Annotated in this window: 10 protein-coding genes; 6 read left to right on the top strand and 4 right to left on the bottom strand. The window is 34.1% G+C overall.

Going from position 1 to position 16,002, the window contains the following annotated elements; translation table 11 throughout:
* Window positions 1-91: 91 nt before the first annotated feature.
* Entirely contained in the window at window positions 92-1,939 is a 1,848-nt protein-coding gene (locus tag NQQ59_RS21340) for an endonuclease (protein ID WP_144218866.1), read from the top strand.
* A gap of 385 nt (window positions 1,940-2,324) precedes the next feature.
* Window positions 2,325-5,978 (top strand): phosphoribosylformylglycinamidine synthase, encoded by a 3,654-nt coding sequence (gene purL / locus NQQ59_RS21335; protein WP_144218864.1) that lies wholly within the window; start codon window positions 2,325-2,327, stop codon window positions 5,976-5,978.
* Window positions 5,979-6,118: 140 nt separating this feature from the next.
* Here purL and NQQ59_RS21330 read toward each other — a convergent pair whose 3' ends face one another.
* A complete protein-coding gene (locus NQQ59_RS21330; protein WP_144218862.1) occupies window positions 6,119-6,400 on the bottom strand; it encodes a hypothetical protein in 282 nt (93 codons plus the stop codon).
* Between the two features lie 244 nt (window positions 6,401-6,644).
* Here NQQ59_RS21330 and NQQ59_RS21325 point away from each other — a divergent pair, with 244 nt between their 5' ends.
* From NQQ59_RS21325 to NQQ59_RS21310, 4 genes are all read left to right on the top strand, one after another.
* A complete protein-coding gene (locus NQQ59_RS21325) occupies window positions 6,645-9,056 on the top strand; it encodes an outer membrane beta-barrel family protein (RefSeq protein ID WP_144218860.1) in 2,412 nt (803 codons plus the stop codon).
* A gap of 146 nt (window positions 9,057-9,202) precedes the next feature.
* The gene (locus NQQ59_RS21320; RefSeq protein WP_144218858.1) at window positions 9,203-9,637 is read left to right on the top strand and encodes a hypothetical protein; all 435 of its coding nucleotides are present in this window, start codon (window positions 9,203-9,205) and stop codon (window positions 9,635-9,637) included.
* 178 nt (window positions 9,638-9,815) lie between these two features.
* On the top strand, window positions 9,816-11,594 hold the full coding sequence (locus tag NQQ59_RS21315) for an AMP-dependent synthetase/ligase (RefSeq protein WP_144218856.1): 1,779 nt from the start codon (window positions 9,816-9,818) through the stop codon (window positions 11,592-11,594).
* Window positions 11,595-11,737: 143 nt separating this feature from the next.
* Complete coding sequence (locus NQQ59_RS21310; protein ID WP_144218854.1) at window positions 11,738-12,652, top strand: phytanoyl-CoA dioxygenase family protein; 915 nt, start codon at window positions 11,738-11,740, stop codon at window positions 12,650-12,652.
* Window positions 12,653-12,752: 100 nt separating this feature from the next.
* Here the strand turns inward: NQQ59_RS21310 and NQQ59_RS21305 are convergent, their stop codons facing one another.
* The 3 genes from NQQ59_RS21305 to NQQ59_RS21295 form a co-directional block, all read right to left on the bottom strand.
* Complete coding sequence (locus NQQ59_RS21305; RefSeq protein ID WP_144218852.1) at window positions 12,753-13,298, bottom strand: 3'-5' exonuclease; 546 nt, start codon at window positions 13,296-13,298, stop codon at window positions 12,753-12,755.
* A gap of 167 nt (window positions 13,299-13,465) precedes the next feature.
* The gene (locus tag NQQ59_RS21300; RefSeq protein WP_144218850.1) at window positions 13,466-13,969 is read right to left on the bottom strand and encodes a hypothetical protein; all 504 of its coding nucleotides are present in this window, start codon (window positions 13,967-13,969) and stop codon (window positions 13,466-13,468) included.
* Window positions 13,970-14,292: 323 nt separating this feature from the next.
* A complete protein-coding gene (locus NQQ59_RS21295) occupies window positions 14,293-15,390 on the bottom strand; it encodes a slipin family protein (protein ID WP_144218848.1) in 1,098 nt (365 codons plus the stop codon).
* Between the last annotated feature and the right edge of the window lie 612 nt (window positions 15,391-16,002).

The raw sequence follows: 16,002 nt of genomic DNA, 5'->3' as shown, positions 1-16,002 counted from the left end.
TTTCATTAAAACTGTAATCTTGTTCAGAATTAAATTTCTACATAAAACATTATTACAATTTAAGATTTCCCCAATCTCAACTTATCTATTTATGAAAAAAAACTACTTTTTTTTACTTTTTTTCGCTCTTACTTCTGCTTTTGCGCAAATACCAACAGGATATTATGATACTGCAACTGGCACTGGCTACACTTTAAAAACACAATTATACAATATCATAAAAGGACATACTGATAATGGATACGCAGGTTTATACACTACCTATGCGACTTCGGATATTGATAATTTTTACGAAAATGATGGATCCGTTTTAGATATGTATTCTGAAAATCCATCTGGAACGGATCCGTATACTTATAGTATTGCTACTACGCAGAGATGTGGTAATTATGCAGCTGAAGGTGATTGTTACAATAGAGAACACATTATTCCTCAGTCTGTTTTTGATGAAAAATCGCCAATGGTCGCTGATGCTCATTTCATCACGCCAACCGACGGAAAAGTAAACGGAATGCGATCTAATTATCCTCATGGAAATGTTGGTACAGCAACTTATACTTCACTAAACGGAAGCAGATTAGGATCAAGTTCAATTTCTGGATATTCAGGAACTGTTTTTGAACCAATCGACGAATTTAAAGGTGATATTGCCCGAATGTATTTTTACTTTGCAACGCGTTATGAAAATACCATTGCTGGATATCCTTACCCAATGTTTAACGGAACAGCGAACAAAGTTTTTACACCTGCATTTTTAAGTATGCTTATTGCTTGGCACAAACAAGATCCCGTAAATGCTAGGGAAATTGCCCGAAACAATGCCATATACGCCCGTCAAAATAATAGAAACCCGTTTATTGATCATCCAGAATATGTAGAAGCAATCTGGACAACTGAAGCAGATGACACTACTCCTCCAACCACTCCTTTAAATTTAACTGTTACAGCAAGCACTTCAAATACAATTAGTTTGAGCTGGTCTGCCTCGACAGATAATGTTGGAATTTCTGGATATGCTATTTATGTAAACGGAATTTTCAAACAAAATGAAACAGGAACAACCGCTACTGTCACTGGCTTAACTGCATCAACAACTTATTCTTTTTATGTAGTAGCCAAAGATACTTCAAACAATTTATCAACTGCAAGTACTACTGTTAATGGAAGCACCACTGAATCTACAGGAGGTGGAACAATTGCGAATGAAATTTTATTTTCAGAATATATTGAAGGTTCTGGTAATAATAAATATTTAGAAGTTTCAAACTTCACAGGAAACACTGTCGACTTAACACAATACACCATCAAAAAACAAGTAAATGGAGCTGGTCCGTGGACATCAACAGCAGGACTAGCACTTACTGGAACTTTAGCTCAGGGAGCATCCTATGTTATTGCTTACAGTCAAGGAACTGCAACTTGTTTTCCGCCAGCAAATGCAAATTTATCAAGCGGTGCAGCTGAACTTCAATTTAATGGAAACGATCCGATCGGATTATTCAAAAACGATGTTTTAATTGATATTATTGGAACATTAGGAAATACAGCCAATTTTTCTATCGATGAAACTTTAAGAAGAAAACCTACCGTTTCTTCACCAAACACTACTTTCGACAAAGCCGGAGAATGGGATGTGTATGCAAAAGACAAATGCGATGGATTAGGAAGTCACACGTTAGCCAATTTAGGAACAGGAGATTTTGATTCCACTACATTTTCTATTTATCCAAATCCTTCAAATGGGAATTTTACAATTCAATTAAATGGTTCCGAAGAAACATCAAATATTGAAATTCTATCCATTTTAGGGCAAAAAATATTCACCAAAGAAAACAACGATTCTTCTTCGATCACAGTAAACAATATTCCTAAAGGAATATATATCGTTCGTATCATTCAAGGTTCAAAAACGAGCAATAAAAAGATCATAGTTAACTAGAAACTAGATTTTCTTTACTACAAAAGCGGCAAAATTGCCGCTTTTTTTGTCTCAATAGGGTCATTTTCTAGAAATATTCTAGTTTATTCTTTTCTAAGTTTTCGTAAAATTTGCAAATTACTTTTCAAACAAATACTCAAAAATAAAGTTTCAGTTTTAATTTTTTCCTTTCTAAAAGTTTAATATAACAGTGCTTATCAAAAAAGAAATTTTATTAAATCTTTAAATTTTCAAAAAGCCCGAAACTTATTGATTTTGCGTCTTTTTGGTAGAAAAAATGCAAGAAAAAAGCAATTTCATTTTTTTTGAAAAGAGATCGTTTTCAAATTTGCGCTTACTATTTATTTACACTAAATTTGCACCTTCAAAACAACAAACTACACAAATGATCCATTTCTTTGAAAACCAAAGCAAAACTGTTTTTGCCGTACAAACGCAAAACGAAATTTCAGCTCAAGACATTTCAAAATTAAACTGGCTTTTTGCCGACGCGAGTAAAATCGAAAAATCTGCATTAGCAGGATTCTTTGTTGGCCCGCGCGCTACAATGATTACACCTTGGAGTACAAATGCTGTAGAAATTACTCAAAATATGGGTATTTCAGGTATTATCAGAATCGAAGAATTTCATCCTGCAACGGAAGATTTCAATGATTTTGATCCGATGCTTTCTCAAAAATTCAACGAATTAGATCAAGAAATCTTCACTATCAACATTCAGCCAGAACCAATTTTGGAGATTGATGATATTGCGACTTACAACAAAGTTGAAGGTTTAGCTTTAAGCGAAGAAGAAGTTGAATACTTAAACAATCTTTCGACTAAACTTGGAAGAAAATTAACTGACTCTGAGATTTTTGCTTTTTCTCAAGCGAATTCAGAGCACTGCCGTCACAAAATTTTCAACGGAACATTTGTTATCGATGGCGAAGAAAAAGAAACTTCTCTTTTTAAATTAATCAAAAAAACATCTCAGGAAAATCCTAACGATATTGTTTCTGCTTACAAAGACAACGTTGCTTTTGTAAAAGGACCAAAAGTGCAGCAATTTGCACCAAAATCGGCTGATAAACCTGATTTTTACGAAATAAAAGAATTTGATTCGGTTTTATCTTTAAAAGCCGAAACACACAATTTCCCAACAACTGTCGAGCCTTTCAACGGAGCTGCAACAGGATCTGGAGGAGAAATCCGTGACCGTCTTGCAGGTGGCCAAGGTTCTTTACCATTGGCTGGAACTGCTGTTTATATGACATCGTATTCTCGTTTGAACAACGACAGAAAATGGGAAAATGCAGTGGAAGAAAGAAAATGGTTGTACCAAACTCCAATGGATATATTGATCAAAGCTTCAAACGGAGCTTCTGATTTCGGAAATAAATTTGGACAGCCGCTTATTACAGGTTCTGTTTTAACTTTCGAACACGAAGAAGAAAACAGAAAAATTGGTTACGATAAAGTAATCATGCAAGCGGGTGGAATTGGTTACGGAAAATTAAATCAAGCTATCAAAAACAAACCACAAGAAGGTGATAAAATCGTTATTCTTGGTGGAGAAAATTATAGAATCGGAATGGGTGGTGCTGCGGTTTCTTCTGCAGATACAGGAGCTTTCGGTTCAGGAATTGAGTTGAATGCGATTCAGCGTTCAAATCCAGAAATGCAAAAACGTGCTGCAAATGCAATCCGTGGATTAGTAGAAAGCGACAATAATCCAATTGTTTCGATTCACGATCACGGTGCGGGCGGACACTTAAACTGTCTTTCTGAATTGGTTGAAGAAACTGGAGGTTTGATCGATTTAGACAAATTGCCTGTTGGAGACCCTACTCTTTCTGCAAAAGAAATTATTGGTAACGAATCTCAAGAAAGAATGGGATTGGTTATTGGTCAAAAAGATATCGATACATTACAAAGAATTGCTGACAGAGAGCGTTCGCCAATGTACGAAGTTGGAGATGTAACGGGAGATCACCGTTTTACTTTCGAATCAAAATCTAACGGTTCTAAACCAATGGATTATGCTTTGGAAGATTTCTTTGGAAGTTCTCCAAAAACGATCATGACAGATAAAAAAGTAGACAGAAAATATGCTGATGTTGCTTACAATGCAGGAGATTTTGAAAGCTACTTAAAAGACGTTTTACGTTTAGAGGCTGTTGCTTCAAAAGACTGGTTGACAAATAAAGTTGACCGTTGTGTTGGAGGAAGAGTGGCAAAACAGCAAAATGCAGGTCCGTTACAATTGCCTTTGAACAATGTGGGCGTAATGGCTTTGGATTATTTAGGAAAAGAAGGAATTGCAACTTCTATCGGGCACGCTCCTATTGCTGCTTTGATTGATCCAGTTGCGGGATCTAGAAATGCGATTGCAGAATCGTTATCAAACATTATCTGGGCTCCAATTAAAGATCAGTTAAAAGGAGTTTCATTATCTGCAAACTGGATGTGGGCTTGTAAAAACGAAGGTGAAGACGCTCGTTTGTACGCAGCTGTTGAAGGTTGTTCAGAATTTGCAATTGAATTAGGAATCAATATTCCAACAGGAAAAGATTCACTTTCAATGAAACAAAAATATCCAAATGATGAAGTAATTGCGCCGGGAACGGTTATTATTTCTGCAGCTGGAAACTGTACAGATATTAGAAAAGTAGTTGAACCTGTTTTACAGAAAAACGGTGAATCAATTTATTATATCAATTTGTCTCAAGATGATTTCAAATTAGGAGGTTCTTCTTTCGCACAAATCAGAAATACAATCGGAAACGAAACTTCAACTATTAAAGATTCGGCTTTCTTCAAAAATGCATTTAATACAGTTCAGGAATTAATCGGCGAAAGCCAAATTTTAGCGGGTCACGATATCGGAAGCGGTGGTTTAATCACGACTTTATTAGAAATGTGTTTTGCTGATGTAAATCTTGGAGCTAAAATTAATTTCAGCGCTTTCGCGGAAAAAGACTTATTGAAAATCCTTTTCGCAGAAAACATCGGAATCGTATTCCAAGCTAAATCTGATTCAGCTGTTGAAGCTAAATTAAACTCTAACAACATCGAATTCTTCAAATTAGGTTCTGTTCAAGAAACTGCAAGTTTGGAATTTGGAACTTATAAATTAGACATTCCAACTTACAGAGATGTTTGGTTTGAAACTTCTTATTTATTAGACCAAAAACAATCTAAAAACGGAACTGCAAAAGCACGTTTCGAAAACTATAAAAATCAGGTTCTAAATTATACTTTCCCTGCACACTTTACAGGAAAGAAACCAGAAATCGACAACTCTAAACCAAGACCAAAAGCAGCGATTATTCGTGAAAAAGGAAGTAATTCTGAGCGTGAAATGGCAAACGCAATGTACTTGGCTGGATTTGACGTAAAAGACGTTCACATGACCGATTTAATTTCTGGACGTGAAACTCTAGAAGATATTCAGTTCATCGGAGCTGTTGGTGGATTCTCTAACTCTGACGTTTTAGGTTCTGCTAAAGGTTGGGCTGGAGCTTTCTTATACAACGAAAAAGCAAAAACAGCTTTAGATAATTTCTTCAAAAGAGAAGATACTTTATCTGTTGGAATCTGTAACGGATGCCAATTGTTTATGGAATTAGAAGTGATTAATCCAGAGCACGAAATTCACGGAAAAATGCACCATAACGAAAGCCAGAAACACGAAAGTATCTTTACATCTGTAACAGTTCAGGAAAACAATTCTGTAATGTTATCGACTTTAGCAGGAAGTACTTTAGGAGTTTGGGTTTCTCACGGAGAAGGTAAATTCAAATTGCCTTATGCTGAAGACCAATACAACATTGTTTCTAAATATGCTTACGAAGGATATCCAGCAAACCCTAACGGTTCTGATTACAACACCGCAATGATGTGTGACAAAACTGGAAGACATTTGGTTATGATGCCTCACATTGAGCGTTCGACTTTCCAATGGAACTGGGCACATTATGCAAAAGATAGAAATGACGAGGTTACGCCTTGGCACGAAGCTTTTGTCAATGCAAGAAAATGGATTGACAAAAACTAAGAAATATATTTTTAATAATGAAGCGCTCGAATTTATCGAGCGCTTTTTTTTTGCCACGAATCACACAAACTAAATTTACGTTCATTCGTGGCAGGGAAATACCTCAACACTATCCCCAAATGGTCGAGATATTTTTATCCTTAATCTTTAAAAGCTGAAGCAATTCCAGTAACTATATTAGCCGTTCCAAAAGCAAATAATCCAGAAGCAATTGCAGCCTGCCCCGAAAAGAATTGACTTTCTCGAATTACCACACTAAAAACAGTTCCACCTGCCAGTCCGGCAATTAAACCTAATCCAATTGTTGAAATAACCCACCATGGTTCTGGTTCAGGAAATGGTGGTTTCTTTAAAAATTTACGCCACCAGCCCGGATATTTTGTCCCACACCAACCCATCGCTAAGAAGAAAGCAGTTTCCATAGTATTTTAATTTATGTAACGCCTACTCTTTTGCTTTTCGGCCTCCGCATTTTGACGGGATAAAAGTAAGATTCGAACTTTTGAAATCTTCCATGAAAATTCCCGTTTTTAAAAGGGGAAAAATCCCTTTTTTTATCATCTTAATTTTATTTAAAGTAAATCATTAAAAAGCCCTAAGTCTAATTTAATAATATCTTAAGGCGCTTTATTCTCTTGTATTTCATTCGATAAATAACTTTGTCATATGAAAAAATGGAAACAATATTTAGTTCTTGCAATTTTACTATTTGCAATAAACCAATCTTCTTTTAGCCAAAAAACAAATACAATAAACGGAACTGTTTCAGATGGAAAAAATCCAATCGAGTTTGTTGATGTGGTTTTAAAACCTATTACAGATACTACCAAAACAGTTGCATACGCTATTACAGATTCTTCTGGAAAATTTATTCTCGAAAATATTAGTCCTGCAGATTACATATTAAAACTTAGATTAATTGGTTTTAAAACATCCTCTCAAAAAGTAAAATATACAGGAACTCCTCTTTCAATTGGAAATATTGTATTACAAGAAGATGCTAATTTGTTGAATACAGTAGTAGTAACTTCACAGAAAAAACAAATTCAGAAAACCAATGAAGGTTTCGTTTTTAATGCTGTTTCTAATATCTCACAATCTGGAGGAACAGCTATTGATATGCTGAAAAATATTCCAACTGTTGCCGTTGATGCTGATGATGCGATTACCTTAAGAGGAAAAAAACCTATGATTTTAATTAATGGGAAAAACTCAGCCATTACTAATATGGATCAGATTCCAGCCAGTAGCATTGAAAGTATCGAAATTATTACGAGTCCAACTGCAAAATACGATGCCAATGCCGAAAGTGGTATTATCAATATTAAGCTCAAGAAAAACAATTTAAACGGAATAAACGGAGCGGCGGTTCTTGGTGGTGGTTTTGGTGCAAAAGGACGATTAAGTAGTTCGGTTCTTTTAAATCAGAAAACAGATAAATGGAATATCGGACTTGCTTATGACAATCGTTTTGCAGGAAGAACCAAAAGCATCAAAGGAGACCGAACGAATTATTTTATTGAAGACGAACATTATATTCATCAGGATCGAAGCGATCAACGAACAGAAGGTTTACAAAACTTAAAGTTCAATGTTGATTTTTCGCCAAATGAGAGAAATACTTTTTCATTTGAAGCACTTGGTAATCTTGAAAACAAAGACAATGAAGAAACTTTAAAAACAACTATTTTCAATAATTCGAATCAATTTTTCTCTGGAAATCAACGATTTTCTTCAGAAATACAAAAAGAAAAAGCGGCAGAAATGGCTTTCAATTATGATAGAAAATTTTCTGATGACCGCAAAAGTCTAAATGCCAGTCTTACGACATCATACAATTTTGGAAGAGAAAATACAGATATCAATACTCAAAATTATAATGAAAATGAAAACGGAATTGGAGATCCATTTTTACAGCGAACTCACAATTATTCAAAAGAAAACATTTCTAATGCAATATTAAACTACAGCTTTCCTATTTCTGAAAAATCAATAATTGAAACAGGATACAAGGGAACTTTTAGATTTTTTAATTCTGATTTTCAAAGTGCTGATTTAATCAATGGCAATTATGTCATTAATACGCTAACCAGTAATATTTTTGATTTTAATGAACAAATCAATGCGGTTTATGGACTTTTGAATTCTTATTCTGGTTCTAAAGACAATCAGAAATGGAAGTACAATTTGGGACTTCGAGCGGAACAGGTTACCAATAACGGAAAAACAGGGAACGGAAGTGATCGTTTTTCAAACAATTACCTAAAACTCTTTCCATCAGCTTATATTCAACTCAATTTAAAATCAGATGAATTTTTAAAATTCGGTTACAGCAAACGGATCAACCGACCAGATTTAGACGATTTAAATCCGTTTGTTGATATTACCGATGCCCTGAATCCGCATGGAGGAAATCCCTATTTGAAACCTGAAATCATTCATATTGTAGAATTGACATACAACAAAGACTGGGATACTTACTCGTTTTCTGGAAATGCATTTTATAGAAATGCCAATAATACCATTCGACAATATTCTATACTTCAGGACAATGGAGTTGTTTTGTTACAACCTCAAAATATAGGGAATACGGTTACTTACGGACTTGAAACTATTTTCAGCATAAAACCTTTTTCCTTTTATGATGCCAATATCAGCTTAACCGCTTTCCAACAGCATATCAATGCTGGAAATCTAGATCAAGCAGAATATGTAGTAACCAATGCTTTTAGCTGGTATGGAAAATTAATCAATAATTTTACTCCTTGGAAAGGTGGAAAACTTCAAATCATTGGAAACTACAATTCATCGGTTGCAACAGCTCAAGGAAAAAGGATTCCGATTTATAATGTAGATTTAGGATTTCAGCAAAAATTAGGAAAAAGCAATGCACGTCTGGGATTGGTTGTAACTGATATGTTTAATACTTTAGAAAGTGGTTACAAAAACAATACATTATTATTTAGAAACAACAGAACCTCAAAATCTGACACACGTGCTTTGATGGTTACTTTTGCTTATACATTTAAATCTGATTTTAAGGAAAAGTTACTCGAAAATCAATTTTCAACAGAGTAAAAAAGGAATCAAAAAACAACAAATAGTAAAAATTTCATTCTTGTATTTTTAAGCGTCAATTCTATTAAAAAATTGAATTATATTCGCCAGAGAAAAAATGTAGCAATAGATTTTCTCCAGCCCAAAAACACTTAAACCTACATAGAATGAAATTTTTAAAATTACTTTTTATCTGCAGCTTCTTTTTTGTTGCAGCAACTTCACATTCACAAGTTCACGTAGATCAGATTACCCACAATTCCAGAGACCGATTTATAACAACAACTATCGGATATCCGGTTCAAGGAACTTATGCTCCATTAAATCAAAAACAACCTATTACGGTGTTAAATCCAGATGGAACAGGTTCTATTCAGGCAGAAGATTTAAGCAAACAAAAAATCAACTGGGGAATCGAATGTTCGGAAGAAGGTGTTCCTGTTTTTAAAGAAGGATTCAATAGTGCTTCTTATACCTTTTGGTACAGACCAAATGACAGCGAAGAATGGTATTATTCTCAATTTTCTATTCATTTTGCCAAGAAAAAAATGTTCTTGATGGGAGAAAGAGTAAAAGATTATGTTGATTATAATGTTCAATAAGCTGTAAAAAACAGTCATCTCATTAAATATTTATTCAATTTTAGTATCATTTTCTAAAAAAAAGAAAACGTTTTCGTTGAATTTTAAAAGTACCCGTAAATTTTCCGATTAAATTTTATAAATATAAAAATCATACCCAAATTTTATTTAATTTGCAGTAAAATTCAATATATTAAACATGGTTTCAATCACACGCCTTTTTGATTTTCCTTATTATCAACAAGAAACTTACAACCTTGAAGTTGCTTTGGCAACCAAAAAAAATGGAGCCTGGGAAAAAACATCCAGTCAGGAATATATTGCAAAAGCAAATGCTGTTTCGAGAGCATTATTGCGAATGGGCGTTCAGAAAGATGATAAAATTGCCTTAATTACTTCGAACAATAGAACGGAGTGGAATATCATGGATATTGGTATTTTGCAGACAGGTGCTCAGAATGTTCCGATTTATCCAACAATTGCTGAAGAAGACTACGAATATATTTTAAACCACAGCGGCAGTATTTACTGTTTTGTTTCTGATGAGGAAGTTTTACAAAAAGTAAACGCTATTAAAGCTAATGTGCCAACTTTAAAAGAGGTTTATTCTTTTAATGAAATTCCAGGTTGCAAACATTGGTCAGAATTACTGACTTTAGGTGCAGACGAAAGCAATCAGAATGAAGTTGAAGCCAGAAAAGACAGTATCCAAACAGATGATTTGGCTACAATCATTTATACTTCAGGGACAACTGGAAAACCAAAAGGTGTTATGCTTTCGCACAAAAATATTGTGTCGAACGTTTTAGACAGCGCACCAAGAATCCCGTTTGATCCAGGAAAAAGTACGGCTTTGAGCTTCTTGCCTATCTGTCATATTTTTGAGAGAATGATTTTATACATCTATCAATTTTATGGAGTTTCGGTTTATTTTGGAGAATCAATTGATAAAATCAGTGACAACCTAAAAGAAGTTAAACCAACTGTAATTACAGCAGTACCAAGACTTTTAGAAAAAGTTTATGATAAAATTTATGCTAAAGGAGCTGAATTAACTGGTATTAAGAAAAAACTATTTTTCTGGGCTATTGATTTAGGTTTAAAATACGAACCTTACGGAGCAAACGGATTCTGGTATGAATTCCAATTAAAAATTGCCCGCAAATTGATTTTCAGTAAATGGAAAGAAGGTTTGGGCGGGAATTTAGATTTGATGGTTTCTGGAAGTGCCGCTTTACAGCCACGTTTGACAAGAGTTTTTGCTGCAGCAGAAATTCCGGTTATGGAAGGTTACGGTTTGTCTGAAACTTCGCCAGTAATTGCCGTTAATGACCAAAGAAATAAAGGATTTAAAATTGGAACTGTCGGAAAGCCGATTCGTAATCTTGAAGTTAAAATTGCTGAAGACGGTGAAATCTTATTGAAAGGTCCAAACGTAATGTTGGGTTACTATAAAGATCCTGAAAAAACAGCTGAAGCAATTATAGACGGTTATTTTCACACAGGAGATATCGGTGAAATTGACAGCGAAGGTTTCTTGAAAATCACCGACCGTAAAAAAGAAATGTTTAAAACTTCGGGAGGAAAATATATCGCGCCTCAAATGATTGAAAATGCCATGAAGCAATCTCGTTTTATTGAACAGATTATGGTAATTGGAGAAGGAGAAAAAATGCCAGCCGCTTTTATTCAGCCAAACTTTGAGTTTGTAAAAGAATGGGCTAAAATTCATAAAATTAGTTTAGGAGATTCTACTGCTGAAATTGCCACCAATCCAGATGTGATTAAACGTATTGACAATGAAGTGGAAGAAATCAATAAAAAATTCGGACACTGGGAACAAATTAAACGCTTTGAGTTAACTCCCGATGTTTGGTCTATTGATGGCGGACAGCTTACTCCTACATTGAAATTAAAACGAAAAATTATTAAAGAGATTTATAAAGATCTTTATGCTAAAATATACGGCAACAATTAATAAATCAAAATAATATAACCAAAGTAAAAAAGGCTATCTCCATGAGATGGCCTTTTTAGTATCAAAAAACGGGTATTTTTACTTTAAAAATCAAACTATAATTCACGTATTTTTATGTTTTCTTTCAATTAAAACTGATAAGTATGCCTTGGACAGTTCTCGAACAATTATGGAAACGCACTATAAATCCCGAAAGTGCAAATTCAGACCTATCCAATTGGGACAATGAAATTAAAACTTTGTACCAATTAGGTATTGGAATGGAAGATACTTTGTATTTTTTATATTTTGAAAAACCTGATTTTGAAACTTTCAAAACATGGATTAATGGCAGAAAAAGAAATACTTCTCCAGAAATTGAAGATTTAATTGAAGATGTATTATCTGAAGAAGATCTTGAATTTTGGAATCAGAACGGTTATGTTGTAGTTAAAAATGCTATTTCTAAAGAAGATTGCGAAGCTACACAAAAAGCCATTTGGGAATACTTAAAAATGGATCCGAATAAAAAAGAAAGCTGGTATAACCGACACGAAGAGCAAAAAGGGCTGATGCTTAATTTTTCAGATCATGAAACCCTAAACCGCAACCGTTTTTCACCACGAATAAAAAAAGCTTACGAACAGCTTTATAAAACCACAAAAATCTACAAAACTATCGACAAAGTAAGTTTCAATCCGCCAGAAACAGATGATTTCATTTTTTTAGGAAGTTCGCTACATTGGGATATGAGTTTAAAGAAACCTCTTACTTACGGTCTTCAAGGTTTACTTTATTTAACTGAATGCGGAGAAAATGATGGTGCTTTCCATTGTGTGGCTGGTTTTCATAACCAAATTAATGAATGGCTCGACCAACTTGAACCAAATGAAAATCCTCGAGAAAAAGCTTTAAAAACTTTACAACCAAAACCAATTACAGGAGATGCAGGCGATTTTATAATCTGGCATAATACACTTCCGCACTGCGCAACACCCAACAAAGGACAAAACCCAAGAATGGTACAATATCTTACTTATCTTCCAGATGATTATAATGCGGCAGGAGAATGGATTTAATAGCAATTGTAGAAAATACGAAAAACTGTAAACACAATGTTTTACAGTTTTCTACAGCTATCAGCTATCCTTTTGATAACTGTGATTAACAAATTAAATTCTAATTTTTCAGACACCAATTCAAAATCTTAGCGATGTTTTTGGCATCGTCAATTCCGCGGTGATGTGTTCCTTCTAATGGAATATTCAGCATATGAAGCGCGCCATTCATTCCCGTTGGTTTAACCAAACCAAACTTTTCAGCAAAATACTCTTTTACGTTGATATGCTCCTCTCCCATCGGATACGAAACGCCAAACGATTTACATTGTTTTTTCAGCATATTGAGATCGTATTGACCGTAACTTGCCCAAGTATACAAATCGGGATTATACTCGTCGATAAGCTGATTAATCGCTTCTTCAAAACTAACACCGTTTTTATCTAATAAATCTTGAGTAATCGTAGTCAATTCGGTACAAAACAAACTAACGCTCGAGCGCTTTGGCTTTACCAATATTCCTTTATTCTTAGAAATTGCTCCAGTTTCTGTATCCAGTACAGCCAAACCGATTTCTATAATTTCATTTTGCTGGCCACTCGGGACCGCGCCTTGCCAACATGTGGCTTCTAAATCGATAATAATAACTTTATCTGTAGTTTTCATTTTTTCTAATTTTTAAATAATTGTATTTAATCTTTTAACCGCAAAGGCACGCTAAGATAAGTTTCACGCAGATTAAACAGATTTGAGCAGATTTTTTTAACAATCCTTTTAATCCCTTAATCTATGGCTAAAAACTTTGCGACTTAGCGCCTTTGTGGCAAAAATCCTTAGAAGAACATGCTTTTTAAATCTCGAAAGAAACTTCTTTCCTTAGACTTTTTTTCAGGTTTTTCTTTTTTCAGAGCACTTTTCTTTTCAAAAATAGCTTTAGCTTTCTCAAGTTTTTTAACTGGTTTTGTTTCTTCTTTTTTAGAAGTTTCGTAAAACTTTTTGAAAGGTCTAGGCTCAAAATCAACCAAAATAGCTGCCATGTTTATAGCATCAATATTTGATGGATCTGTTTCTCCTTTTAAGAACGTTTCGATCGGTCGGAATTTGTCTTTCTTTTCCTTGAACTTGTTCTTTTTGGTATGATCGAAATCTAGTCCCAATAGATTCTTGAAGACATTCAAATCCTCTTGAGTGGGGTTATTTTCGAAAATAAGCCAGCACAAATCACGAAGTTTACCACGAGAAGGCTTGTACAAATAATCAAAGTATTGACCGCCTTTTTCTGTCTCGTATTTATTTCTAATCGCTTTTTTATATTTTTCTAGTGTATTGTTTTGCATGATATTTTTCTTTTGCAATTCTTGGGAATCTCAGGAAATCGAAGGCTTTTCTGGGAAATCTAATATCACAAAAGTTCAAAAGCACGCTTGCTTTACCAGAGAAATATCTCTACATGATATATATAATATCCCAAAAATTCACCTTCTCATTCCATAGGCTAGTGCATCCTAAATCTGCTTCTATACTCGAGGCAAACGAAGATTCACTAAACTCCACTGTATCTATCTTACCTTTACAGGCCGATCCAAATCCTATTTCTTGATTCATCCTTAAATTTTTATTATTAAACTTAAACGATCAACATTTACTGTTAATAGTTCTTTTATTTTACGAAGATTTCTTTTAATTGACCAATTACGTTTCCTCCGCCAGAAATGGTGATTTCACCAATTTTATCCGCGATTTTTTCAACGTACTCCATCTCTTTCAACTTCCACAACATTTCATTTTCTTCCATCAGCTTTGCTGTGTTAAGCAAACTTCTTGTTGCTGCAGTTTCTTCTCTTCTCATAATGCTGTTGGCCTGTGCTTTTTTCTCAGCAACCAAAACCTGATTCATGATTTCTTTCATATCTCCTGGAAGAATTACATCTCTTATTCCAGCATCAGAAATTTCTAAACCTAAATCTTTGATTTTAGTTTTTGCTTCTTCCAAAATAGCCTCGGCAATAGCATCTTTTTTAGTTAACAATTCATCTAAAGTCAAGCCTCCAACAAAGGCTCTTAAAGCCAATTGCATTGCGACATACAATTGTTTTTCAAAATCTTTATTTTCAATCAAAGCTTTCATGATATCAACCACTTGGTATCTCACAAAAAAGTTGATTCTCAATCCTGCTTTATCTTTAGTCAACAATTCTTGGCCAGAAATCTCCAATTGTTGTTGTCTCGTATCGACAGTTTTCACTTCGATTGTAATGGCGTTATTCCAGAAATAATGTGTTCCAGATTTCAATTCCTTCACAAAAGTTCCATTCACAAACAACAATGCTTTATCGTTGCTTGCCACAATGAATTTTCTTGTGAAGTATCTCATCTTAACATTTTCCAATAAGTTTATTGGAATGTTCTCTGTGATTTCAATCTTAGATAAATCTGCTTTAATGAATTCGTTTTTTACAACTCCTTTCCAAAAAGCATACTTTCCTGGCACCAAGATTTCTTTGAAGTTTCCTTTTACGAATTGCAATACAATTTCGTTATCAGCAACTTCAACAACTTCCAAAAGAGAAGCTAATACTTCATTTTGCAATAAAATATCCAACTCAAAAGGAGCCTGAAAAGATCCGTTTAGATCGTAAATCATAACTTCTTTGTTTCCAAAAATCCAGTGTAATCCTTCTTCGATTACTTTAATTAATTTTCTATTTTCGAACACCAAGCCTACTTGGAAATTTTCGATTTTAATTCTTTTTATCATAATTATATTTTGTTTCAGGTTTCAGGTTTCAAGTTTTGAAATTTGTAAACCTCTGTTATCTTTCTTCTTTTATCTTTCTTCTATAAATCTTCTAAATAAAAAACCTTTTTGCCTTTCTCCTCTAAGAAAAACGGACAAATAGTTTGTTCTTTGTCTATTTGAATTGTTTCTGATTCTATTTTATTGAGAGAATCCCCAAGTTCTCTTAACAATCAAATCAAAAAGAAAACAAACTTTTCAAAACACATTTCTATTTGCACTGGCTTTATCAGAGTGTGAAACTTCAGATTCTAAAATCCTAATTTCACTGACAAAGACAAATCAGTTTTTTTCTAATGGTCATCTTTTTAAGAGTGATGGTCTCTACTGTTGACAGGTTTTTGAGACCCGTTGACTTACCAATTCGTCCAACCGAAACGAGTTCGGTGCAGGATTCGAACCTGCAAAACACATCCAATGCTCTATCCATTTGAGCTACCACATTACTGCGAATGGGATTCGAACCCATAACCCTTAGATCCCTTGTGCGATAATTTTTTGGAAAACCATCAAAACCTCCAAACCAAGCTGCATAGAAAAACATAATACGCTTTCGCGAAAAGTCCTCTACAA

The organism is Flavobacterium panacis (genome assembly GCF_024649945.1).
Lineage (GTDB): Bacteria > Bacteroidota > Bacteroidia > Flavobacteriales > Flavobacteriaceae > Flavobacterium > Flavobacterium panacis.
Note: the sequence above shows the minus strand (reverse complement) of the source record. Positions and strands in the feature narration are given on the sequence as shown.

Coding starts and splice junctions, on each gene's coding strand:
- NQQ59_RS21340 (WP_144218866.1), top strand. CDS start 92: ATGAAAAAAAACTACTTTTTTTTACTTTTTTTCGCTCTTACTTCTGCT.
- purL (WP_144218864.1), top strand. CDS start 2,325: ATGATCCATTTCTTTGAAAACCAAAGCAAAACTGTTTTTGCCGTACAA.
- NQQ59_RS21330 (WP_144218862.1), bottom strand. CDS start 6,400: ATGGAAACTGCTTTCTTCTTAGCGATGGGTTGGTGTGGGACAAAATAT.
- NQQ59_RS21325 (WP_144218860.1), top strand. CDS start 6,645: ATGAAAAAATGGAAACAATATTTAGTTCTTGCAATTTTACTATTTGCA.
- NQQ59_RS21320 (WP_144218858.1), top strand. CDS start 9,203: ATGAAATTTTTAAAATTACTTTTTATCTGCAGCTTCTTTTTTGTTGCA.
- NQQ59_RS21315 (WP_144218856.1), top strand. CDS start 9,816: ATGGTTTCAATCACACGCCTTTTTGATTTTCCTTATTATCAACAAGAA.
- NQQ59_RS21310 (WP_144218854.1), top strand. CDS start 11,738: ATGCCTTGGACAGTTCTCGAACAATTATGGAAACGCACTATAAATCCC.
- NQQ59_RS21305 (WP_144218852.1), bottom strand. CDS start 13,298: ATGAAAACTACAGATAAAGTTATTATTATCGATTTAGAAGCCACATGT.
- NQQ59_RS21300 (WP_144218850.1), bottom strand. CDS start 13,969: ATGCAAAACAATACACTAGAAAAATATAAAAAAGCGATTAGAAATAAA.
- NQQ59_RS21295 (WP_144218848.1), bottom strand. CDS start 15,390: ATGATAAAAAGAATTAAAATCGAAAATTTCCAAGTAGGCTTGGTGTTC.